The 24,601-nt window shown below is 40.4% G+C and carries 17 protein-coding genes and 5 pseudogenes; 17 read left to right on the top strand and 5 right to left on the bottom strand.

Annotated features, from left to right (window positions below):
* Window positions 1-4 precede the first annotated feature (4 nt).
* From NST34_RS23095 to NST34_RS32185, 10 genes and pseudogenes are all read left to right on the top strand, one after another.
* Complete coding sequence (locus NST34_RS23095; RefSeq protein ID WP_076284486.1) at window positions 5-907, top strand: TlyA family RNA methyltransferase; 903 nt, start codon at window positions 5-7, stop codon at window positions 905-907.
* Between the two features lie 138 nt (window positions 908-1,045).
* Window positions 1,046-1,492, top strand: a complete 447-nt coding sequence (locus NST34_RS23090; protein ID WP_076284650.1) for a hypothetical protein — start codon at window positions 1,046-1,048, stop codon at window positions 1,490-1,492.
* Between the two features lie 148 nt (window positions 1,493-1,640).
* A complete protein-coding gene (gene ahrC / locus NST34_RS23085) occupies window positions 1,641-2,090 on the top strand; it encodes a transcriptional regulator AhrC/ArgR (RefSeq protein ID WP_042190440.1) in 450 nt (149 codons plus the stop codon).
* A 64-nt stretch (window positions 2,091-2,154) separates the two neighbouring features.
* Window positions 2,155-3,882 (top strand): DNA repair protein RecN, encoded by a 1,728-nt coding sequence (gene recN, locus NST34_RS23080; RefSeq protein ID WP_042190438.1) that lies wholly within the window; start codon window positions 2,155-2,157, stop codon window positions 3,880-3,882.
* A gap of 138 nt (window positions 3,883-4,020) precedes the next feature.
* Window positions 4,021-5,133 carry a SpoIVB peptidase gene (spoIVB, locus tag NST34_RS23075; protein ID WP_081382880.1) on the top strand — a complete coding sequence of 371 codons (1,113 nt, stop codon included), beginning with the start codon at window positions 4,021-4,023 and terminating at the stop codon, window positions 5,131-5,133.
* A 199-nt stretch (window positions 5,134-5,332) separates the two neighbouring features.
* The gene (gene spo0A, locus NST34_RS23070; protein ID WP_042129795.1) at window positions 5,333-6,148 is read left to right on the top strand and encodes a sporulation transcription factor Spo0A; all 816 of its coding nucleotides are present in this window, start codon (window positions 5,333-5,335) and stop codon (window positions 6,146-6,148) included.
* Between the two features lie 374 nt (window positions 6,149-6,522).
* Window positions 6,523-7,116, top strand: coding sequence for a hypothetical protein (locus NST34_RS23065; RefSeq protein WP_341128829.1), 594 nt, complete (start codon window positions 6,523-6,525; stop codon window positions 7,114-7,116).
* Window positions 7,117-7,182: 66 nt separating this feature from the next.
* Window positions 7,183-7,306 (top strand): annotated as a pseudogene (locus NST34_RS23060) (tyrosine-type recombinase/integrase); the annotation flags it as partial.
* 204 nt (window positions 7,307-7,510) lie between these two features.
* The gene (locus tag NST34_RS23055; RefSeq protein ID WP_234532344.1) at window positions 7,511-7,657 is read left to right on the top strand and encodes a hypothetical protein; all 147 of its coding nucleotides are present in this window, start codon (window positions 7,511-7,513) and stop codon (window positions 7,655-7,657) included.
* Window positions 7,658-8,193: 536 nt separating this feature from the next.
* On the top strand, window positions 8,194-8,409 hold the full coding sequence (locus NST34_RS32185; protein WP_076284490.1) for an HNH endonuclease: 216 nt from the start codon (window positions 8,194-8,196) through the stop codon (window positions 8,407-8,409).
* Between the two features lie 401 nt (window positions 8,410-8,810).
* Here NST34_RS32185 and NST34_RS23050 read toward each other — a convergent pair whose 3' ends face one another.
* Window positions 8,811-9,554: a hypothetical protein gene (locus NST34_RS23050; protein WP_341128828.1), complete on the bottom strand. Its 744-nt coding sequence runs from the start codon at window positions 9,552-9,554 to the stop codon at window positions 8,811-8,813.
* A 300-nt stretch (window positions 9,555-9,854) separates the two neighbouring features.
* Between NST34_RS23050 and NST34_RS23045 the strand changes: the two genes are divergently transcribed.
* From NST34_RS23045 to NST34_RS23035, 3 genes and pseudogenes are all read left to right on the top strand, one after another.
* Entirely contained in the window at window positions 9,855-10,052 is a 198-nt protein-coding gene (locus tag NST34_RS23045; protein WP_076284493.1) for a hypothetical protein, read from the top strand.
* Window positions 10,051-10,197 (top strand): annotated as a pseudogene (locus NST34_RS23040) (M15 family metallopeptidase); the annotation flags it as partial. The gene NST34_RS23045 and the pseudogene NST34_RS23040, both read left to right, overlap by 2 nt.
* Window positions 10,198-10,606: 409 nt before the next feature.
* Window positions 10,607-10,702: pseudogene (locus NST34_RS23035) on the top strand (sporulation transcription factor Spo0A); the annotation flags it as partial.
* 245 nt (window positions 10,703-10,947) lie between these two features.
* Here NST34_RS23035 and NST34_RS23030 read toward each other — a convergent pair.
* The 3 genes from NST34_RS23030 to NST34_RS23020 all read right to left on the bottom strand — a co-directional run bounded on the left by NST34_RS23030 (window position 10,948) and on the right by NST34_RS23020 (window position 15,050).
* Window positions 10,948-12,690, bottom strand: coding sequence for an ABC-F family ATP-binding cassette domain-containing protein (locus tag NST34_RS23030; RefSeq protein ID WP_076284494.1), 1,743 nt, complete (start codon window positions 12,688-12,690; stop codon window positions 10,948-10,950).
* Window positions 12,691-12,942: 252 nt separating this feature from the next.
* Window positions 12,943-14,190, bottom strand: coding sequence for a CynX/NimT family MFS transporter (locus NST34_RS23025; protein WP_076284495.1), 1,248 nt, complete (start codon window positions 14,188-14,190; stop codon window positions 12,943-12,945).
* A 296-nt stretch (window positions 14,191-14,486) separates the two neighbouring features.
* A complete protein-coding gene (locus NST34_RS23020) occupies window positions 14,487-15,050 on the bottom strand; it encodes a helix-turn-helix domain-containing protein (protein ID WP_076284496.1) in 564 nt (187 codons plus the stop codon).
* Window positions 15,051-15,196: 146 nt separating this feature from the next.
* On the opposite strand from NST34_RS23020, the pseudogene NST34_RS23015 reads away from it, so the two are divergent.
* Window positions 15,197-15,460, top strand: a pseudogene (locus NST34_RS23015) (cyclic-phosphate processing receiver domain-containing protein); the annotation flags it as partial.
* A gap of 94 nt (window positions 15,461-15,554) precedes the next feature.
* Window positions 15,555-15,845 carry a MazG nucleotide pyrophosphohydrolase domain-containing protein gene (locus tag NST34_RS23010; protein ID WP_042190426.1) on the top strand — a complete coding sequence of 97 codons (291 nt, stop codon included), beginning with the start codon at window positions 15,555-15,557 and terminating at the stop codon, window positions 15,843-15,845.
* Window positions 15,846-15,905: 60 nt separating this feature from the next.
* Here NST34_RS23010 and NST34_RS23005 read toward each other — a convergent pair.
* Window positions 15,906-16,656 (bottom strand): annotated as a pseudogene (locus NST34_RS23005) (SDR family NAD(P)-dependent oxidoreductase).
* Window positions 16,657-16,819: 163 nt separating this feature from the next.
* On the opposite strand from NST34_RS23005, the gene NST34_RS23000 reads away from it, so the two are divergent.
* On the top strand, window positions 16,820-17,731 hold the full coding sequence (locus NST34_RS23000) for a LysR family transcriptional regulator (RefSeq protein ID WP_076284497.1): 912 nt from the start codon (window positions 16,820-16,822) through the stop codon (window positions 17,729-17,731).
* A 116-nt stretch (window positions 17,732-17,847) separates the two neighbouring features.
* The gene (locus NST34_RS22995; protein ID WP_341128827.1) at window positions 17,848-24,297 is read left to right on the top strand and encodes a phosphodiester glycosidase family protein; all 6,450 of its coding nucleotides are present in this window, start codon (window positions 17,848-17,850) and stop codon (window positions 24,295-24,297) included.
* Window positions 24,298-24,601: the final 304 nt, after the last annotated feature.

The raw sequence follows: 24,601 nt of genomic DNA, 5'->3' as shown, positions 1-24,601 counted from the left end.
GACCATGGAACACCGTAAAGAACGGATAGATGTACTACTTGTTGAGCAAGGTTTTTATGAAAGCCGTGAGAAGGCTAAAGCAGCCATTATGGCAGGACTGGTGCTCGCGGATGAAGAACGCATTGAAAAGGCTGGTATGAAGGTGTCACGGGAGGCTACCCTTAAGGTTAAAGGCTCTGTGCATCCTTATGTCAGTCGTGGGGGCCTAAAGCTGGAGAAGGCTCTACGCCAATTTAATATTGATCTTACGGGACGGACCATGCTGGACATCGGTGCTTCTACTGGAGGCTTTACGGATTGTGCACTTCAGAATGGAGTAAGCCATGTGTACGCGATTGATGTTGGCTATAATCAGCTGGATTGGTCGCTGCGTAATGATGAACGCGTTAGTGTGATGGAACGAACGAATTTCCGATATATGACGCCTCCAGATTTGGTGGGTCCGATTCCAGATTTTGCGAGTATTGATGTTTCATTTATCTCCTTAAAAATAATTCTTCCACCGCTCAAAGCTTTGCTTAAGCGCCCGGCGGATATTGCTGCGCTGATCAAGCCGCAGTTTGAGGCAGGACGGGAGAAGGTTGGTAAATCAGGTGTAATTCGTGATTCTGCTGTTCATAAAGAGGTATTAATTAATGTACTGACCATGGCGGCAGAGCTAGGTTACCAGCTGCAGGGATTAACTTTTTCACCGATTACAGGCGGGGAAGGCAATATTGAGTTTCTTGCTCAATGGAGATTAACACCTGAATTGGCGGAAGCTGAAGAAGGTACATTACAGCCTTCAGATGCTGTATCATCAGTCATTCCAGTGGAGGATTTCCCATCCCTAGCGGATGAAGTGATTAAGCAGGCTACGGGTACTTTTAATGTAAATTCGACTCATGGAAACTCATCGCGCCGGTGAGTTTCTTTTTCCATATGGAAAATAACAATTATTTGGAAAGCTTCTAAAAAGGCAGCTTAGAAGAAGGAATTGGCATGGCTTCACGCGAATAAATCACCGAGGTGATTGATAGTGGCGGGTAGCTCTGACAAGGTCGTCATGGCGTTTATTGGAGTAGCATTATCGATTTTTATAATTTATCGGATATATATATGGCTGCAAAATTCTCCGCGTTCTTTCATGAAGGATCAGATCCCGTTTAATAAAGTGATTATTCCTCACCCATCTATAGACATACTAGAGGATGAAGGGTACGAGGTCGTTGGAGGGAAGCTCAAAATCCCGTTGTCCTTCAACGTAAACGGGGCGCAGATGTATAGCCGGTTATTTATAGATTATGTGGCGACTAAAGAGGAAGGATCAATATATTTGGTTATCCTTTCTAGACCACGCAAACCTTTGGATTTCACAGGCAGTGGCTTACGAGATACCTTGCTTCCGTACTTGCTGATTTATCCGGAATGTAGCGGAGTTTTGTATGTTAATACTGCAGCGGGATCTATTCAAGTGATTAAGCTTGGCAGAGATGACGGAGAATCAAACTGAGTCCATATTTAACTAGGTGTATGCTTCCGAAGTAGTTTTGCCGAAGCAATTCGGGGAGCATCGCTTACAAAACTAAGTCCATGCTTCCGATGTAGTTTTGTCGCTGCTAATCTGGAAGTGTCGCTTACAAAACTTTTAGGAGGCAACAATGAAGGGTCAACGACATATTAAGATACGTGAGATTATTACGCAAAAGGATATCGAGACACAGGACGAGCTGGTAGAAGCCTTGCGTGAATCTGGTTTTCAGGTTACTCAAGCTACAGTATCTCGAGATATTAAAGAGCTATTGCTCATCAAGGTGCCTATGGATGATGGAAGATATAAATATTCGCTTCCAACTGACCAACGGTATAATCCCATACAGAAGCTGAAGCGCGTTTTGGTGGATAATTTTGTGCAGATCGATTCATCGGCTAATCTTGTGGTGATGAAATGCTTACCGGGGACGGCTAACTCAGTCGCTGCTTTGATTGATAATATTGACTGGCCACAAATTATGGGGACCATCTCTGGTGATGATACCATTCTAATTATTTGCCGCCAGCCTGAGGACAGTAAGACTGTAATTTCACAAATCATGGGTTACATTTCTTAAATTATAAGAAAGTATTAATTTCATTCTATTAAATTCTTATCATCTTCTCGGAGGTGCTCTATTAGTGTTAGAAACCTTGTCTATCCGCAATCTAGCCGTCGTTGAGGCGGTAGATGTGCATTTTTATCCTGGCTTCCATGTGCTCACAGGGGAGACTGGGGCAGGTAAATCCATTATTATTGATGCGCTTGGACTGATTGCCGGAGGGCGCGGCTCCGCGGATTCTATTCGTTACGGTTGTGAAAAAGCAGAGATGGAAGCGCTCTTCAGCCTCCCAAGCGGTCATCCCGTCTGGGATACTTTAGAGCGTCTTGGCATTGAGGCTCAGCGTGAGGAGCATCTTATAATACGCCGTGAACTCACCTCTCAGGGTAAAAGTACATCACGTGTAAACGGACAGATGGTCAATCTTACTATGCTACGTGAAATTGGCGAGCAGCTGGTTAATATTCATGGACAGCATGAACACCAAAACTTATTGAAGGCAGAACGACATTTGGGACTTTTAGATACATACGGAGAACCCATTATCGGGCCGCTAAAAGCGGTATATCAGGAAAAGTATTCAGCCTTTGCAAAAGTGGAGAAAGAGCTCCGAGAGCTGCAGGAATCCAGCCAAAAGGCTTATCAAATGCTTGATTTGTACCGTTTTCAGTTAGAAGAAATTTCATCTGCAGCATTAAAACCGGGAGAAGATGAATTACTTGCCGAAGAACGGGTCAAACTATCCCACAGTGAGAAAATGATGGATTCCGTATCCGGTGCATATGAGCTTCTCTACGATAGACAAGGCTTAGAATCCATAGGTAATGTCATTTCCAGACTCGAGGATGCGGTTCGTTATGATGAAAAGGGTCTTAAATCCGTGCTTGAGCAGCTGCAATCTTCTTATTATCAACTAGAGGATGCTGCATTTCAGCTTCGTGATTACCGAGAAGAGATCGAATTCAATCCACAGCGACTCGAAGAAATCGAGAATCGTCTCGATTTAATTACCGGACTCCGCCGTAAATACGGAGATAGTGTAGAACAGATTTTGGCTTATTATGAACAAATCCATCGGGAAACCGATCTGCTTGAGAATAAAGATGAATATCTGGAGAAACTGACGACCAAACGCGATGCATTGCTGTCTGTATTGATGGATGCAGCTACTGAATTAAGTGAAGCACGGAAGCTGTGTGCGTCTGATTTAGCCACGCAAGTGGAGAGTGAGCTTAAAGATCTTCAAATGGAAAGAACTTCGCTACAGGTTAAATTAGACACGTTGGAGGACCCACGTGGAGTTGATTATAAGGGTCGGCGTATTCGTCTTACAAGACAAGGGATCGACAGTGCGGAATTTATGATTTCCCCTAACCCTGGCGAGCCGTTAAGACCTCTTGGCAAAATTGCCTCGGGTGGTGAGTTGTCGCGAATTATGTTGGCAATGAAGAGTATTTTTGCGCGTCATGATGCGATTCCAGTTCTGATTTTTGATGAGGTAGATACCGGTGTGAGTGGTCGGGCTGCTCAATCCATTGCAGATAAACTGTATAAGCTGTCCTCCACTTGTCAGGTGTTCTCCATTACGCACTTACCGCAGGTGGCTTGTATGGCTGATCATCAGTACTTAATCCGCAAAAAGGTTGAGGACGGAAGAACCATGACGGAAGTGGAATCACTCTCGAATGATGGACGTGTAATGGAGCTGGCCCGAATGCTGGGTGGGGTGGAAATTACCGAAAAAACATTGCACCATTCGCAGGAAATGCTTAATTTGGCCGAGGCAAGTAAGGCTGCAACAAGCTAAGCGGAACAATGATTGACAGTAATAAAAGCCTGGGGGCAAGGTTATCTTATAGGTACGCAATTGGCGACCACCTTTTTCGTCAAGCGAAAGAAGCAAAAGGGAGCGTGACAGCCATTGAAGCCTAACCTCAGGAAGTTAATGCCAGGCCTTTTATTTGCCTTCTTTCTTAGTTTATCGGGCATAACGGGAACCCACCAAAGTTTTGCCGCACCACTGAACAGTGAACCTGCCAAGGTGACTGCGCATGGAATGAAACCGGAACTGAAGGTGATCCCGGGAGGTCAAACGATCGGAGTAAAGGTGAAATCAGCAGGTGTTCTGGTTGTTGGACATCATCTGATTGAAGTATCCGAGAAATCCAAGCTTTCCCCAGGTGAGGTCAGCGGTTTGGTGCCAGGTGATTTGATGATCTCCATTGATGGAGAGAAGTTGGACGAGTTATCTAAGGTGGCCAAGCTTGTGGATCGTGCTGGAAAAGCGAATAATTCTCTGACGATTGTCTTTAAACGCGCTGGGAAAGAGCATACAGCCAAGCTGAAACCCGCGTATGATATTAATGACAAAGTCTGGAGGTTAGGCCTGTACATTCGAGATTCTGCAGCGGGTGTCGGCACGTTAACTTTTTATGCCCCGAAACAGGGGGTTTATGGAGCTTTAGGACATGTGATTACGGACATGAATACAGGAACACCAATTGTTGTTGGCAGCGGTCATATTGTTCAGTCCAGTGTAACTTCGATTTCTAAAAGCCAGGATGGCGATCCGGGTGAGAAACGAGCCCATTTCTTAAAAGAAAGCCAAGTGCTTGGTAATGTGGAGAGTAACACAGATTTTGGCATCTTCGGTAAAATGAGTCGTAATCCCGAGCATAGTCTTTATAAAGAACCTATTCCTGTGGCAATGAGCAATCAAGTCAAGGAAGGTCCAGCTGAAATTCTTACCGTTGTAGATGGGCAGCAGGTAGAACGATTTAAGGTTGAGATCATTCATGTGGCACATCAGCAGACGCCGGCGACAAAGGGTATGGTCATTCGTATCACAGATCCGCGACTGATCGATAAGACAGGTGGTATCGTTCAAGGGATGAGCGGAAGTCCAATCGTTCAAAATGGACGGCTCATCGGCGCTGTAACTCATGTGTTTGTAAATGATCCTAAGTCCGGCTACGGTTGCTTCATCGAATGGATGCTTAAGGATTCTGGTGTAACCCTACAGGAGAATAGGTATCCATTAAATCTTAAGGCGGTTTAGCCTTAAGATTTTTTTGTCGAAGGATTACGAAGATCATCGAACTTTGAAATAAAATATTTAATTATAATCCATGCCAGAAAAAAAATAAAGAAAAATAATTTTCGACAGAAGGGAATTCAATCTCCATGTCGAAAATGTTAAGAGACAAGAAAAAAATGTTATTTTCGAATAGCAGATATAATTAAGGAGGAAGCAGCCAGTGCAGAATATTGAAGTGTTGTTGGCCGATGATAACAGGGAGTTTACGAATTTGCTTTCCGAATACATTTCTGAACAAGAAGATATGACGGTAACGGGTATCGCCTACAATGGTGAAGAAGTGCTTCAAATGCTAAGCGAAGCACGCAAAGTTCCCGATGTCCTTATTCTTGATATCATCATGCCACATTTAGACGGTCTGGGTGTCTTGGAACGTCTGCGTGATATGGATCTGAATCCTCAACCGAAGATCATCATGCTGACCGCTTTTGGTCAGGAGAACATCACTCAAAGAGCTGTACAGCTTGGTGCATCCTATTATATTTTGAAACCGTTCGATATGGAGGTCCTGGCAAATCGTGTACGTCAGCTTGTAGGGGTCCAAGGCAGCATGAGCTCATCCTCTAACATGTACAACTATTCGTCGACGTCCAGATCGAATGTAGTGCCGCTTACGAAGGGCAAGAATCTTGATGCTAACATTACCTCGATCATCCACGAGATCGGTGTTCCAGCACATATTAAGGGCTATCAGTACCTGCGCGAAGCGATCACCATGGTATATAACAATATCGAGATCCTTGGTGCGATTACAAAAACACTCTATCCAGCCATAGCAGAGAAATTCAAGACCACGCCTTCACGCGTTGAACGTGCCATTCGCCATGCGATTGAAGTGGCTTGGACCCGTGGCAACATCGACTCCATCAGCCATTTATTCGGCTACACGATTAATATCTCCAAATCTAAGCCTACTAACTCGGAATTTATTGCCATGGTAGCAGACAAGCTACGGATTGAGCATAAGGTTAGTTGAAAGGGTTAGGGGCAGTGCGTGGTAAGGGATTGTGGGTTTCTGGTAGGTGTTTAGGCTGAAACGATTTTGCCTATAAACTTCTATTTGTATATGTATAAATTTCACTCCTTTATTGGGTTCGGTAAATCCAATGGAGGAGTGTTTGTTTATGACTGATTTTCAATTTCAGATTGATAATTTTGTTGTACTGTACTTCGCAGGGAATATCTTATAAAACATCTTGTGAAAAATGAATTAGAAGCAGATGAACAGTTAACTTTCTTCAATAAAGTTAATTATAGAGATTATCTAATGGAACAATTTAGCATCTGATAAAACAAATATTTTATCTAAAAGGAGACATCTGAACTTGAAAAAATAATGGGAGTTGAAATATGAAAAAAATATTATTGGTTTGTATTATGATAATGTTGATGCTAGCATCGGCTTGTGGAAATGTTGAAATGACATCAAATTCAAATACTTCTAGTGAGCCTAAACCTGCAACGGATGAGTCTATTATTCAAAAAAACACATCCGTATATTGTGCTCAGGAAAGTATAAATTTGGATAGTGAAACTGAAAAATATTTCTATGGAACTTGGAAAGTTGAGAAGCTTTTAGGATTTGCAAATTCATATAATGATGCTTCTGAATATCCAACAGGGCAAAAATTTATTGGAGATGAAATTATCATCAAAAAAGACTTTTTTTCATCAAAAGGACTTAAAAACTATAGTGTTTATCAATATGAACTAAAAAAACCATTATATGAGATTACAGCGACATGTTATAACTCTGACTCTTTTTATAGATTATATAAAATAGATATCCCAGACTTAAATATAAATGATGTAGTAAAAGTAATAAATATAAGTGACCCTTCTACAAACCTTGGAATACCTTTAAGTTTTTTTGTTGTTAATAACGATAGGCTTATCTTGTTAGCAGAGGCAACTATTTTTGAGCTTAAAAAAATTACTGATTAAATGAATGCGATTCTGAAAATGCCTGTGAAAATTAAAGGTTTACTTAAAAGAGTTAATGGGGAATTGAGTCTTTGTAGAATATTAGGTCATTCCTCAGTGGAGGTTACTCAAAATGCATATCTTGATTTTTCAGACGAAGAGATTGGGAAGATATCAACTACATAGTCCTCTGGCTAGTATGGATATATAATTATTCAAAAAGACAGCTAACTCTATTGTTTAGAATTAGCTGTCTTTTTGTTGTTTTATATTCTATTCCATCTGAAACCAAACTTACATACTCTCGAACTATTCATGTGGTGAAATAATGAAAATATTCTATAATAAAACGATTATTTACTCAAAATAATAGTTAAATATTAATGGCTTCTTAACAAAATTGGAGGGTGTAAACGTGAATCGATATGTAGTTGGTGAAAATGTTACAACGCCAGATGGTAAAGGAAAGGTTTATGCCTATAGTAATAACTGGTATACAGTAAAGTTAGAAAAGCATGGTGAAATTAAATATTACACAGAACTGCAATTAAGCAAAGTATAATAACACTGCTAATTAAAAAATGAATCCGAAGGAGATTACATAAAATGGGCCTATTGAAAAGGAAGCAAAGAAACGAGAGGCAAAAGAGCTGCGTAAGGCACTTGAAGCCGCTGGTCGCACCAATTACGTTATGATTCATCACATTTCTAGGTTCCCCAAGTCTGAAGCAAATGTAGTAATGGGGATGGGCAGGGAGTCGAAAAGAACACAATTAGAATAAACGGTGAGACTGTAACTGTCACAGGTTTGGAATGGCGTATAACGAACTATGACAAGCATTTAGAAAGCGTAAGGAAACACGATTCTCAAGAAAAAATAAGAAAAAGAATTAGTTCGAAAACAGAAGGATTAATGGAAAGTTTAAGAAATGGACAAAGGAAAACAAGGATAGGTTAAGGGTATATAGAGATAAAAGGACTGCTAAAAATTATAATATTACTGACATAGAGTGGACTAATTGTAAAAATTATTTTGATAATTCGTGTGCTTACTCTGGATTAAAAGCAGATGATCATTATATTCCAAGAGGCGCTACCATGCAAAAACATGATCTACACAAAGAACATGTGAACGACGATGGAGCAAACGATTTATCCAACTGTGTACCAGCTTGTTATAGTTGCAACAGCCAAAAATGGAAATTCTGTTTTGAGGACTGGTACAATGAAAGCAACAAAAGCTATACTGAGGATCGGATTAATAAGATACATATTTGGTTAAAAATTGACTTTAGAAGATATCTGGAAAGTTAATAAATTTTTTGTTTTACTAAGATATATATAAACATGGTTAAGTTGAAAAAGCTAAAGATAATTAAACTTGAGAGAGCATTAAACATACATAAAAAATCAGGCGCGTTACAGAATTTACTGTATAGTGCCTGATTTTTTCCATAAAATTAACTACTCCATAGAATTCCATTAGTATTAATTAATTCTTTTATTTCTTTTCTGTATTAAGTAGAGAATTCCGCCAAATACGAATCCACAAATTACTCCAGCCAATAATGATTTAAGTACAGCGAGAGCAATTTCTTCAGTTGATGAATCAGTTACTGCAATATTAATAATAAATATTAAACTGAATAGTACTGTCGATACAAGGAAAGACTTTGATTTTAGAAAATTAATCATTTTTTCTCCTCTATTGTTTTTTAGTTGACAGTTTTATCCCAAAGTACTCCTCCACTTTTATCGCCTTCTTGGAATACATTATAAAATTTATCCTGAACAGTTAGTCCATAACCTGCGATTTCAAGTCCGAAATGAAATTTACCCTTTCCGAAAATTCTCACTTTTCCAGTCATTTCATAGGTAACTCCTTCTTCCCAATCGTCAACCTGCCAAATTGACAAAGTGCCTTTGTTATACCAAGCATCGACTAGATGAGGATTAACTGCTGTACCATTATAGGTAAAGTACCCTTGTACACTAATTGAAAAAATTGTGTTTCCCAGTATACTTTTAACATCGAGAGTATATGTTTTTGTTGGTGTTGCTTGACTTGCTGCTAATTTAGCCATATCGCTCGATAATAAAGCACTATCAATGACTTGTTCATCATCAGTTACTGTCTCGACAATAAAGAATGGGGAATCAGTTAATGTAATTTTAACATTATCTGAGATAATATGTTCTTTGAAATTTCCATTCTCAATGTTAGTTCTTAAATAACTTTTGAGATCCATGTCGCTATCAGCTTCAGTTTCTGGAAGAACAGTTTTTTGGTTTGTATTAACAAAGTAATCCGTTATTAAGGATTCATTCACAGGATTATTTTGAAAAAATGAATTGATTGCTTGATTTGCTTCTTTCGTATTGTCAACATCAGCCTGTTCCAAATTCTTGATAAGATTATCTTGAATACTTTGTATTTCTTCAAGATATTGAGTGTTCACTGCTGTAGCACCCACAGTAGCTGAGAATAAACTGAACAATAGTAAACAAGAGAATAAAGACATTAAACATTTCTTCATAACATAATCTACTTTGTGGTATATTTGTAATAATATGGAGTTTATGGAAGCCGAATCTAAAACTAAAGAGTAATATTAAAGCCCTTGAGGATTATCTCAGGGGCTTTAATATATGTGTCTATTTCATATACTTTATTGAGTAGTTCTCAGTAATGACCACAGTTTAGATTTTAATCTCCTGGCTATAATTGTTATATGCAATTACGAGGGAGAACGTTTCATATGACTAAAAAAACCAACAAGAACGAATATAAACTTGTTATTCATTACGCCACTCCTGAAGCACATGATAAAAAGATCGGTAAAAATCAGATGAGCAAAAGGAACTATAAAATGAATTTGTTAGTTATTCACTATGCTAGCGAGGAAGAATCTAAGTCTATTGAATACCTTGAGGAAGAACTGATAAAGCGGTACTGATGAGGCAAAAAAGTTGGGTTTCGAATGGGGCGGAGATTGGACTTCGTTTAAAGATTATCCACATTTTCAATTGACGTTTGGACTGTCTACAGCAGATTATCGTAATGGTAAACAGCCAACTCAAACAGTTTTTGACTATGCTCTTATTAGTCCGAAACCAGATAAATCAGTTCAAAAAGAGGATGATAATGTGGAAGCAGTTAAGGACGTTCTAACTAAAGATAATAGTGTACATAACGGATTTATTAAAGATAATGAGAACTATGTTCTAATTAGTGTATTGAAAGCACTAGGTCATAAGGTAAGCTGGGACAATGTTAATAAAAAGCTGTATATCAGCTAATTTATAGGTGTGATGCGAAAATGCATTGCACCTATTTTTTTATTTATATCTGGCCACGTAGTATAGTCACAATGTAATGTCATTGTTAACTCTAGATGCTTACGACATAATAAAATATGTAAACAATTTTGCGTGCTTATGTCTAACCGTATGCCAATAAAGTCTATGAACAATTAACATAACCAAGATGTGAAATCCCTTACCCCATAAGGGCTACACCATTAATATCTCCAAATCTAAGGCTACTAACTCGGAATTTACTGCCTTGGTAGCTGACAAGCTGCGGATTGAGCATAAGGTTAGTTGAAAGGGTTAGGGGCAGTGCGTGGTAAGGAATTGTAGGTTGCTGGTAGGTGTTTACAGTCAGTATTTAAAAACCGATAAACTTTTTCCATCTCACCCGATAAACCTATATGGTTTATTGGGTTTTGTTATTATATTAGGCAGTATGTTGCGGCAAGAACTATCAACAAATCAATGCAGTAAAAAGACACTGAGATCTTATTCATCAGTGTCTTTTTTGTAGACATTTTCCCACCAGAGGGTTGTAGTTTAAAGCAGCTTAATCAGCTCTTCTAGCTCGTCAACCATACCTTTTGCAAGTTCAAAATTATTGTCTTTTAAAGCTAATTCTATTTTCATTTCAACTGCTTTTTTATTTTGTTCATTTTCTAAATAATCTTTATCAAAATGACTGGCATAAATCATCTTTCTGAATTTTCGCATACTCATTTTTCTAATCGTCTTATCGTCAATGATTAATACATAATCCATACCATTTACTACAGAATAGAAATCATGAGAAATCATGAGAATCGCACCTTTATAGTCTTCAATGGCTTTCTCCAGTGCGATTTGTGTATAGGTGTCTAAATGGCTTGTCGGTTCATCAAGAAGCAATAAGTTTGCTTTGCTAGCAGAAACTTTTGCCAACTGCAGTATATTTTTTTCGCCACCAGATAAAGATTCTATCTTTTGATTAAGAATTTCTCCTTCAAAGCCATAGTTTGAAAGATGTGCTCTAATCTCGTCATAAGTTGCAAACCCAGCATCGATGAAGTCTTCTAGTATGGTATTAGAATCCTTTAGCACTTCGTCTTGAAGCTGAGAAAGATAAGCCACTTTAATATCAGCATTTATTTCAATTGAATCATGATTATTTTTAAAGATATCTCGGAGTAAAGTCGTTTTCCCGGTACCGTTTGGACCGATAAGGGCTACTTTATCTGTAGGTTTCATCTCAAAGTTAACATTTTCTAAAATCAACTCATCAAAGGAAACACTATAATTATTCACATTTAAAACAGTGATGTCTTCTTCAATTTCATTGTCCACACCAAAACTGATTTTCGGTTGCTTAATATCAACGAATGGCGCTTTAATTTTTCGTGCTTCCAATCTTTCTTGAAACTTAACCCTAGCTTTTAACGCTCTCCCTCTAGATGCTTCTGAATTATAGGTTGCGATCGCTCTAAGATTATCAATAATGTTATCGTATCTCTCAATTTCTTCTTGTTCAGCGACTGCGATTTCTTGTAACTCAATTTTCGTCTGAAGTAATGAGAAGTTATACTCAATATATCGCCCATCGAACTCTTGGATCTCCATGTTTTCAAGGTGTATAATTTTGTTAAAACAATGATTCAATAGATAACGGTTATGCGTAACAACTAGCAATATTCCTTTGTGAGCATTAATAAGATTTTTAAGTGCATTTAGGTTTTCAAAATCTAAAAATACATCGGGCTCATCCATAATCATTAAGTCTGGACTAGTCAGCATTTCCTTCATCACTTGAATAAGCTTGAATTCCCCACCACTTAGATCGGATACCCTAGCATCTTTTAGCTTCAAAAGGTTGGCTAAATTTAGTTTCTTATTAATATTGCTTTCAAAATCATTTCCATCCATTAAATCAAAGGCATCTAGAGCTAATTGATACTTTTCGAGTAATGAATCAATATCTGATGATGTTTCCATTTCAGTGAGAATAGCTGTTATTTCATTTTGTATCTTAATAAATTCTTCTCCTATATATTCAAAAACGGTTGTTTCTTTAGTTCTGTCTACTTGTGAGAACTGACTTACATATCCAATTTTGCAGGTTGGGTCAATTTCTAACTTGCCTTCGAACAAATATTTTTCAGGATCCATCAGTATATCGATCAGTGTACTTTTACCACTGCCACTTGTTCCTATAAAAGCGCAATGTTGTGCTTCTTCAAGCGTAAATGAAATGTTTTTATATAGTTCTTTTTGCGGGAATGCGAAGGATAAATTATCAACTTTTATCATAGTGTTACCTTTCTTTATAACTAAAATAGTGACTATTAATAGATGTATTGAGGAGCATAAGATTTTGAGTTTACCGTTGATAGAGTAACACTGTTTACAAACAACTTCAATCATTTCGAAATAAAAGAGCTTGATATACAAAAAAACACTCCTTTATTGGGTTCGGAAAATCCAATAAAGGAGTGTTTTTTTGATTGAATCTAAAATTCCCAAATCATTGCTCGCCCAATTCTTTTACTTTAAATTATGAATTTATGATTTAGTAGGGCCCACGAATTGATTTCTAGAAGCACCTAGACCAAATATAAAGAGTAAGACAGATGCGCCAACTAATATGAAGAGTGGAAGGGTCCAACTGTTTGTTACATCATGCAAATATCCGATTAACGCCGGGCCAATTGCAGCAAGCAGGTATCCAATGGATTGTGCCATACCGGATAGTTCTGCAGCCTGATGTGCATTAACTGTACGTAAGCTGAAAAACATCATGGACAAACTAAAAGCGAAACCTCCTCCGATTCCGAGTATAATGATCCACAAAAGAATCATACTTGGACTCCCGTAAATTAATCCTAGTGTTCCAATCAAAAGCAGAGTCGATGTAATGGCAACTAAAGAACGTTGGCTAGACATGCGCCCAGCAATGATAGGAACGATAAAAGTAAATGGAAGTAGTGCCAGCTGCATAATTGAGAGAAACCAACCCGATTGACTAGAACTGATGCCTTGATGTTTTAGGATTTCAGGTAACCATGCAATTAGAACATAAAATATTGTAGATTGTATCCCCATAAACAAGGTGACTTGCCAAGCAAGCGGGGATCGCCATATATTCACATGATTGTTGACCACCTGCTTATTGCCATCAACAGAAGTTTGTTTCGTCCGATATTTCATTTGTGGTAACCAAAAAATTATGGATACAATGCTTAGAATACCCCAGATTCCCAACGCACCTTGCCATTTCAAACCTAATCCAACTGCAAGAGGAATACTAATACCAGAAGCAATCGCGCCACATAGATTCATGGAAATGGCATAAACACCTGTCATCGTACCAACTTGTTTAGGAAACTCCCGTTTAATAAGACTCGGCAATAATACATTACACACTGCGATTGCAAATCCAATGATAGCCGTTCCGATATACAAATTAACCGCTCCAGTTAGGGAACGTAAAGCAATGCCAATGGTTAAAAAAATGAGGGAAATCAGAATGATGAGTTCCGCTCCAAACTTTCGACCTAATTTAGGCACAAAAGGTGATAACAAGGCAAAAGCAAGCAGAGGGACTGTGGAGATCAAGCCTGCTAAAGTATTGGAAATATGAGTGTTGTCCCGGATGAGACTTACTAAAGGTCCAACCGAGGTTAGGGGAGCACGTAGATTTGCCGCAATAACAATAATCCCCAGTATAATTATCCATCTTGCAGATTGCATGTGGTTTTTATGACTTGATGTTTCATCTTTACTATTAATAAATTGGTTTTGCGAACTCATGATGTCTCCTCCTACATAATTATCTTAAAAATAAATCAATACTTGTACTATCTTTTTATCTTTTCTTCTGATCTTTAAAATCTCAACCATTCGCGCGAATAAAATAAGTATATTATAATTAATATATTATAACAACTGGTATATTATAATATATTAATGTGAATTCAACTTCTTTATATTCATTAATCTTTAATTGGTTATTTTTAAAATGAGCAAAAAAATTACACAAAGAATCCTCGTTGAATGAAGATTCTTTGTGTAATTTGATAATAAAACAAACCGGAATTTTCCGAATATTAAATTCCATATTTTAAGGTGATATGTAGAACAACTTCGCTGTTCGTATGATTTGAATATGAATGTGAACCATCTGCACGAAAACTAATCGAATCATATTGATTCAATGTGTAGATTTCTTCATTAACATGAATGGTAATGGTGCCTGTCATTACCGTCGCAATTTCGGTTGTATTCATATGATGAACTTCCGGATGGTAAGAGCTGTTAGGTTGTAAATATGCACGGTACATTTCGATATCATGGCTTGCATTTTTAAATATTGGTTCAACGACCCAATTCTTTTGATCACTAGCAAATCGTAGTCCTTCACCGGCTCGGTAAAGATTTACAGGATTTTCTGATGAGAACAAAGCCATAAACGGTAAAGATATGCCTTTTGAGATTTTCCATAACATTCCAACCGTTGGATTTGTTTCTCCGCGTTCAATATTTCCAAGGGTAAGTTTGCTCACACCCGTCAGTTCTGATAATTCTTCAAGGCTCAGTTGTTTTTCTTTTCGAAGTTTTTTGAGTGTTGAGCCAACCTGTAATATAATTTGTTTTGGATCATCAACTTCCACTTGATTTCCACCTCATTCGTAGCAAATATATTGTTAAGTATATTAGTTTTCAGGATTCATTACAAAGTCAGTTTGTCATCCTAACTGAAATTTGTATTAGTTCAAATTAAGTTTCAAAGCATAGTCCATCAAATGAACTTTTTGAAAATAATGAAGTGAATATTCTTTCGCTTGACCATGATCTAGTTGAAGACACCGAGGGAAATGAGCTGAAGAATGGGTATGATTTTGTGAAATACTTTTGTGAGCATGGTTTAAGAGCAAATAAAATTTATCAACATACGGATAATCCTGTAGGCAGAATGAATATGTACGAGACCTTGTTGGCTGCTCAACGAAGAGGTTTTATATATAAGGATATAGAAATTTATTATTATCCCATAACAGTTAATAAGTATAGTGGAGATTGATAAAAGAGGATTCAGAGGTTAGATTTGTTATACTTCATGTAAAGATGTCCTAATTACTACATAACTTTATACCCTAAAAGCGAGGCGTAACGAAATGAATACATCTGAGTTTCAACAGTATGTGAAGAAGTTCAGTGAAACCAAAGGTTTTGACACGAGCTCCATTGAGCAGAGAATGCTGTACTTAATGACTGAAGTAGGGGAATTGTCCAAAGAGGTGCTATCCGTATCCTTCGACCCCGGTGCAGAGAAGAAAGAAAACTTGGGATTTGAGATGTACGACGTGGTGTGGAATATTTTTGATCTAGCCAATAAACTGGATATTGATCTAGAGCAGGCATTTAAACGTAAGCTGGAAATCAATGAACAGAGATCATGGGAGTAATACAAAACAATCCAAGGACATCCCGCTCGGGAAGCCTTGGATTTTTTGATCTATAATTTTTTATTTAAATGAAGCATAACCTTCATCAGCCATTACAACACTACCGTTAATTGCACTAGCTTCTGGTAAGGAGAGCAAGTATACAGTGTCTGCAACTTGTTCAGGCAATGTTAATTTGTTACCCATTACTTTGCTCTTCATCTGGTCGACCATTCCTTGATCTTTATATCCTTGGATAATTGGCGTATCTACAGCGCCTGGAGCAACGGCAAGCACGCGGATTCCATGAACGGACATTTCAAGTGCTGTGGATTTTAGTCATCATAATGACCGCACCTTTAGAAGCGTGATACGCGAATGTACCTGGGGAAGCTAGGAATCCAAATACAGAAGCTGTATTGATGATGACCCCTTTGATGCCGAGCTCACGCATTTTTTTACCTGCTGCGATAATACCGTGGGCAACACCATGCTGATTGACATTAATAACACTATGATAATCTTTAAGGTCTTGGTCTAGTACAGGAGTGACGCGGCCGATCCCGGCATTGTTGAACATAACGTCAATTCTTCCATATGTGGCAACGGTTTTCTCAACCAGTGCTTCTACCTCTTCGTATTTTGAAACATCCGTTTTGACGAAAATAGCTTCGCCACCATCCTTGATGATCTGTGCGACCGTTTCTTCACCTAATTGTTGATTGAAATCGGCAACGACCACTTGATCACCTTTACTTGCAAATTTAATTGCGGTTTGTTTCCCGATTCCACTGGCTCCACCTGTAATTACGGCTACTCTTTTGTCTGTCATTTGGGACTCCTCCTCGAGAAATATAGTTATACTAGAAATATAGGTTCATAAGGTGAAAAGGTTATTTACTAACTTATTTACATTGTAGCACTTGTTTAAATTAATTAAAATTTAAGTAAATTTAATAGGTGTTAAGTAAATATTAACTTAAGGAGTGATTCAAATGAATTTAGAGCAATGCGAGAATATCGTAGAAGTCGCAAAGATTGGTTCACTAACCAAAGCTGCTCAGAATCGTCATATCACCCTGTCTGCCATAAGCCAGTCCATAACACTGCTGGAAGCGGAGCTTGGAGTTACTTTGTTCATTCGTTCGCGAGGCCAACGAGCAGTTCCCACAGCAGAGGGACAAGCCATTATCGGCAAAGCAAATGAAGTCTTGATGAAAGTAAATGAATTAAAAGCTGAAGCACAGATCTACAGCGATGCGCTTAGTGGTCATTTGAAGATTGCTACGATTCCGGGACCCATGCATCTAATCGTGAAGGTCATATCCGGTTTTAAAGCGGATTTTCCAAATGTGAAAATAGAGATTTTTGAAAAGGGGCCTAAAGAAATTCTGGATAATGTGCTTCAGGATGAAATGGATATCGGACTGATGGTCTCGCCAGAGGGCTTATCAGAGAAACATAAAGGGGTCGTATTCGAGGAATTAATGGAAGGTAAGATTGTTGTAGGCGTACATCCTCAATCACCACTAGCTTTAAATACAATAATTACACCCGAACAGTTAGTAGGCCAGACGTTGGTTTTATACGATGATCATTACATACAGGACTTTGTGGAGCGTTATTTACTGAAAGTTGGGCCGATGAATATTCTTTTTACAAGCAATAACACCCGTGCCATTGATAATGCAGTTGCGTCAGGACTCGCGATCACGATTGGGATGGATTATTCCTTTCTAAAAACATTTGAGGGTTCTCAGAAGATCATGAAGACGATCGAGCTACGATCACCAGATCATAATACTCCGGGGTCCATTGTTTCAGCTTCTAAACAAGGATCGAAAACAGTCAGAAGATTCATCAACAGGTTGAAACATGAATTTGAGGAGGGGATTAGAAGAAGTTAACAGTATGCCTTGGTAGATTTTATCTAACCTTTACGCTTCCTAGTTAATATTAACCCTATGATGTTGTCCATTTCAGATCGTAATAAGGACAGCCAAGTGGGGAGGATGTCAACACAGTGAGAAGGTATCTAAGGCAAATTAATGTGGCAGTTATTTTTGTTTTGTTGATTTCGTTATTACAGCCGGGAGTATTTGTTCACGCTTCCATTTCTGATCTACCAGCAACAAACTACGGAACCGTTATTGATATACGGCAAACAGAGCTTGCACCTGGGGCGATGTACACCTGGATGGATCTTCAGAATGAACGTGGTTTACAAAAGATACATGCAGTGGAGTTCAACCCACGGCAAGGCCATTTAGAACTGCGGGCAGGTACGAAGGATGGAAAGGTATACGGTATGAAGGGTGTTACAGAAATGGCCGCTTATGCGGATTCGCCTGGAAACCGGGTGATCGCAGGGATTAACGGTGATTTTTATGAAATCTCCGGTTTTGCCACGGGTGTTCCAAATGGATTATTTATGGATGATGGTGTAATCCTGAACAGTTCGATTTCAGCTTTTACTTTCGGTTTAAAAGAAGATGGCAGCTCGATTTATGGGGTGCCGAAGCTGACCAAGAACGTAACGATTAATGGAAAAACAACTAATTTAACCAGCATCAACCGTTATCGAAATACGAATGAGCTGGTTCTTTATACGGAAGATTATAATACAACTACAAAGTCGACCAATGAGGGTGACGAGGTTGTTCTAGATATTGTCGAGGGAGAAGTGAAGAGCGGTCAGACCTTGAAGCTGAAGGTATCTGAGATTCGCAACAATCAAGGCAATACGCCGCTTACCAAAGGAAAAGTAGTTTTGTCTGCTAACGGAACGTCTCGTGCTGTTCTGCAGGGGTTATCGGCTGGCGATAACGTTACTGCGACCTTTGCGCTTAGCGGAGAATGGAATGATGTGAAGGTAGCCATTGGCGGCGAAGGGCCGCTGGTAAAAGACGGAGTAGTTCAACAAGGTGTTGGACCTTTAGGAATTCATCCGCGTACAGCCATTGGGACAAAAGCGGACGGAAGTCTCGTTTTATTCGAAGTGGATGGAAGATCGCCAGGTTTTAGTGAGGGCGTAGATACCGATGAGCTTGGCAACATTCTGAAGGATATGGGCGTAGTGAACGCCATGAATCTGGATGGTGGCGGCTCTTCTACTTTTGTGGCCAGAATGCCGGGTGCATCTGGTGTCAAAATGATGAATCAGGGCTCTGATGGCTATGAACGTAAAACCGGCAACGGTTTGCTGGTCGTCAACACAGCCCCAGAGCAATCTACAGCTTCTAAGCTGGTTGTGCAGCCGAATGCGGAACGTATTTTGCAAGGCTCCAGCTTTATGTTCAAAGCAGCAGGAGTGGACGAGAACGGCCATCCGGCACCTTATTCGGGTACGCTGAATTGGCAGGTGGACGCTGACCTTGGTACTGTCGATGCGAACGGAGTCTTCACCGCAGGAACCACTGCCGGCACAGGAACGGTAATTGTAGAGGCTGGGACAGTCAAAGGCAGTGGGGAAATCGAAGTCGTGGATAAGCTCACAGACCTTAGGTTTCCTGATGAGATCAAAACTTATTCTTCAGGTGCTGCTGCGCAATTAACTGTGAAGGCGCTACGTAATGGACAGGTAATTCAAGCTGACAACCATAGTTTTGAATGGCGGGTTGAGGGCGAGATCGGAAGTGTGGACGAGAAGGGTTTGTTTCAAGCGACGAGTGAAAACGGGAAGAACGGGAAGATTTATGCTAAGTACGGGGACGCCCAGACCTCATTTGAAGTAAATGTGGGGTTGCCGCCTGTAATGCTGGAGGATTTTGAGAATGGCATTGATAAATATATAGCCTCCAGTGCAGCAGCTAACAGTGTAGCGATTCAGGAAGTGACGGATCAGGATTTTGTCCGCAACGGGGATAAAGCCTTGAAGCTGGAATATGATTTTGTTAATAAAACAGGCACATCCGGTGCTTATTTAGCCGCAAGCTCAACCGCCAATCGGATTCAGATTCCGGGGTATCCTGAGAAGATCAGTATGTGGATCTACGGAGATGGCAAAAAGCACTGGCTGCGGGGACAGATTCGTGATGGCAATAATGCGGCAGTGCCTGTGGATTTTACAGATCAGGTGAATGGAGTGAACTGGACGGGGTGGAAATACGTCGAAGTATCCGTGCCTAAGGGAAAAACCACCCCGTTAACGATGGATATGCCTGTTCGCTATATGGAGACAAGCAATCTTAACAAGAGCGCAGGTGCAATTTACGTTGATGATATTCGTGCCATTTATGGTCCGATAGAGGAGGATAGAACACCTCCTGTGCTTAAAGATGCCTATCCTGGCGTGAACGAGATTGTCAAAACAGCTACACCGACCCTTTCCGTCAATGGTGAGGATGATGGTTATGATCCAGTGGTGCATCCGGGAACGACCTTAATCGATCCGGACAAAACACGAGTATATGTGGACGATCAAATAGTGGAGCATGGCTTTTATCCTCCAAAAGGTCAGATCACTTATAAACCAAAGGTTCCACTTACAGAAGGCCGTCATAAAGTAAAAGTTGCCATCCGCGATTTGAGCGGTAACCAGACGATAAAAGAATGGTATTTTACAGTGAATTTGGGCTCTCCGTTCTATGTGTACAAAACACCAGAAGCCGTTTATGCCGGGAACACTTACACTTTGGATGTAACGGCAGAGAAAGCGGGTAAGCTGAAGGAAGGAAATCTTACGTTTGCTTTTAATCCGGCTGCAGTTAAAGATTTGCAGGTAATTCGAGGGGATAAGGTATCAGAAACGCAAATGGAGTCAATCATTGATCCAGCTTTGGGCACTGTGCGTCTTAACCTAACGAATATCAATTCCTCCAATCTACGAGATACGGATCTCATCGGACAAATTCAATATACGGTTCGAAATGATTATGTGGGTCCCTTTACACAGGAGCAGCTCGCTGGGGATACAAGCAAACCTTTTGTAATTGAAAATACATCCGGATCTGTAACTTCGACAGAAGGTACCGGGGTTCCTATTTCTTTTATTGGAGCGGCTGTTGAATCTGTTGTAAAGACACAGTTGATGCTCACTTGGAACCATTATGATCTTGCGAAGGGCTTTGATGCGTCTTTTGCGGTAAAAGATCTGAATGGAAGTGTTGTTGAAGGTGCGAAGCTGCTGTTCGATGGATTGGAGGTACAAGGCGCAACTTCAGAGGGAAGTGGGACACTTACTACTGGCTTTGTCACTTCAGCAGAAGGAACTTTTAAATTGCAGGCGGTAAAAGGAAATACCTATAGTCCTGTAATGACGTTCAAGGTTGCTCCATATGACGGTACTGCTGCCCCGCGTAATGTTAATGTTACGATGGGCCAGGATGCAGCGACTTCTCGCCAGTTTACTTGGCAGACAGAACCGCTAACCGTGAATACTGTAGTAGAATTGGTGAAAAAGGCAGAATTCACAAGCTTTCAAGCAGCGAATGTAATGAAAATTACTGGCAACAGTTCAATTTACAACACCAACAATGATGGAACGATGCGAGTTCATAAAGCGGAGGCAGTAGGGCTTATCCCTGGAACCGAATATGTATATCGTGTGGGGGATGGGGAGTCAAATGTAAGTGAGCAAGGAACCTTCGTTACAAGCGGGGGGGAGAGCGCTTCTACAAAATTCTTGTTTATCGGAGATTCTCAAGCAGATTCTAAAGCGGGATTTAGTCTTTGGGGCAATACGATAGAGGCTGCTTTTGCCTATATGCCGGATGCTGAAATGCTGGTCCACGCTGGAGATATGGTGGATAAAGGCTTTGAACAAGAGCAGTGGAACTGGTGGTTTGATGCAGCCCAAAAGCAGCTGATGAATACCACGCTTGTTCCGATTATTGGGAACCATGAAGTGATGGGAACCAATGGCGATGGGGATTATCTGGCGCAATTCAATAACCCGCAAAACGGTGCGGCGAGCGTAAAAGGTACGAATTATTCTTTTGACATTCAGGATACACATTTTGTTGTTATGAATACAGAGCATTCAGGTGCTCCGTTCACTGAACAGGCAGAGTGGCTGGATCAGGATCTATCTGCTACAGATAAAAAGTGGAAGGTGATTTTTTTCCATCAAGGGCCCTATGGCAGCATCTATTCGAATGAACAGGTGCAAGCAAAGTGGGTGCCGGTGTTTGATAAGCATAATGTGGATCTAGTGATGAACGGCCATGATCATATTTACTTGCGAACTTTTCCAATGAAGGATGGTAAGCAGGTAGCAGAAGGCGAAGGCACACGATATGTTATCGGCGGTTCCTCCGGCCCTAAGTTCTATGCGCTGACGCCACGTTTTTGGCAGGAAAAAATATATGACGAAGATGAGCAAATCTATACGGCTGTTGAAATTGGGAAGAACGAGATTACGGTTACGGCAAGAACGGTAGACGGTGTAGAAATTGACCGTTTAGTGATCGAAAATTTTGTTCCAAAATCCATTAAGCTGGATCAAACAGCTGTTGAGCTTGAGCCTGGTGCTAGTCTGCAATTGCAAGCTAAGGTAGTGCCGGATGAGGCTAATCATCTGACAAAAATTTGGTCCATCGTTCCTGAAAGGGCAGAATCAGTAGTTACCGTAGATGGAAATGGCTTGGTTACAGCTCTAAAACCAGGGACAGCTAAGGTGAGAGTCACAGTGGCAGGTTACCCGAATGTTTTTGCGGAAAGTAAGATAACTGTAGATGCGCTGCAAGCGATTAAGCTTCAGGGCAAAGGACAACTTAAACCAGCAGAGGTCGACCAGACAGTCACCGAAGCTGTCTATGCATCCGGTAAACGAATCCCAATATTGGATGGACTTCATTATTCCAGCTCGAATGAGCATATTGCTACAATCAATGAACAGGGCTTGGTCCAGGCTCATCAGGAAGGCTCTACTGTGATCTCAGTAACCTACAGGGAGTTCGCCTCGGAGTATAGTCTCGTCGTAACAAATGATGAGGCTCCTATTCTTACAGAAATAACGATAAAAGGGCCGGATTCGCTGGAACAAGGAAATAAAGGCTCCGTTGTTGTTCAGGCGGTATATAGTGACGGAAGCAAGCAAGAATTGGTCGAGGGCGTAAGGTATGATACATCTGATCATTCCATTGCAATGATTAGTGAGAATGGGGAGCTTCACGCATTGAGTGCTGGTATAACAAAAGTCAGCGCTGTTTATAAGGGGTTCAGCACTGAATATATTTTGACAGTGACTGAGAGCACGCCAGGTACGACTCCGACACCAAGCCCAGAGCCAACACCGGAACCAACACCAAGCCCAGAGCCAACACCAACACCAGGAGGCTGGGTGCCGGGACCTGCTGTGACACCAACGCCAACTGCTACACCGACACCAACTCCGTCGGCATCTGCACAAATAGGTGTAGTAACTATAACAGCCTCTCAACTGTCAGAGAACAAGAATGCTCAAGGTGAAGTTGTGGTTTCTGTTGACGGATCGGTTACGGAATTGCTTTTGCCAGGCAATGTGGTTGAACTGCTTGGACGCGCACCGCTTAGAGTGGTTATGCAGGATTTATCCGTTACGATTCCTGCTACAGTACTGGCAGAACTTAGTAAGCTAATCTCAGCTGAGGCTCTTGCCAAGAGTACGATTTCACTACGGTTGAACACTTTAGCTAGTAATACAGCCGTGGATCTGTTGGATCGTGCAGGTACACTAGCTGGAGCACAATTGAGAGCGAAAAGTGATCTGCAAGAATGGTCGCTCAGCATCCTCACAGAAAATGGCCAGTCCTTCTCATTAAGACAGTTTGCAGAGCCGATCAAGATTTCATATAAGGTCGGTGCGACTGTAGAGCAAAGCTTACTGGGTATTTATTTTATGGATGATGCCGGTAAGTTGGAGTATATGAGCAGTACATGGATGAATGGTTATCTATCTGCTGCTGTCAGTCATTTTAGTAAATATGTTGTATTAGAATATGACAAAACATTCAATGATCTGAAGCCGGATCACTGGGCTTACCTTGCTGTGAAGCAGCTTGCGGCAAAACAACTTGTACAGGGGGTAGCTGTGGATCGTTTTGATCCAAACCGTGCGGTTACACGTGCGGAGTTTACAGCGATGTTAGTCCGTGCGCTTGGCTTAAAAGGTCAAGCAGTAGCTGGTTTCACTGATGTACCTGCTGATAAATGGTATGCAGAAGCAGTAGGGTTAGCAAAACAAGCTGGAATTGTTAACGGTCAGACCGCTTTACTGTTTGAACCGGATGCCAAGATCTCTCGTCAAGAGATGGCAGCGATGCTGGCTCGTGCATATGCATATGCCAATAACAGCGTATCTGTAGCTAGTCTTAACGTTTCAGCATTTAATGATATCGGCACTGCACCACAAAGGGCTCAAGAGGCTATCAGCGAGGTGTACAGACTTGGATTGATGCAGGGACGTGCTGTAGCGCAATTTGCTCCGAAGCAAAACGGCACACGTGCCGAAAGTGCACAGATGATCCTCAATCTGTTGAGTGTTTTGGAGTAACGATTATGGCCAGTTCCAGGTTGTTGGGACTGGCTGTTTTTTTAACAAATTGGATTAGCTGGAAGCACACAATGGTTTGCATACAGTAGATGGTTTGGGATCATTATGGACTGTATTGCAGCTATTTCAACTTTTTGGTGGTCTTTTTCCAAGTTTTCGGACATCATAACTCTTATTGTCATACTTTTGCACCGAACCGTAGTATATTTAAATGAACAGTTGCATCTGAGTCCGATAGCTGAGTGAAATGGCATAAATCAGCTTAATAAGATCTCCTCGGTCCGATACGCTGTAATTCCCAACC

It is taken from the genome of Paenibacillus sp. FSL H7-0714, assembly GCF_038003765.1.
Lineage (GTDB): Bacteria > Bacillota > Bacilli > Paenibacillales > Paenibacillaceae > Paenibacillus_AQ.
This window is presented reverse-complemented; position numbering and strand designations above follow the sequence as displayed.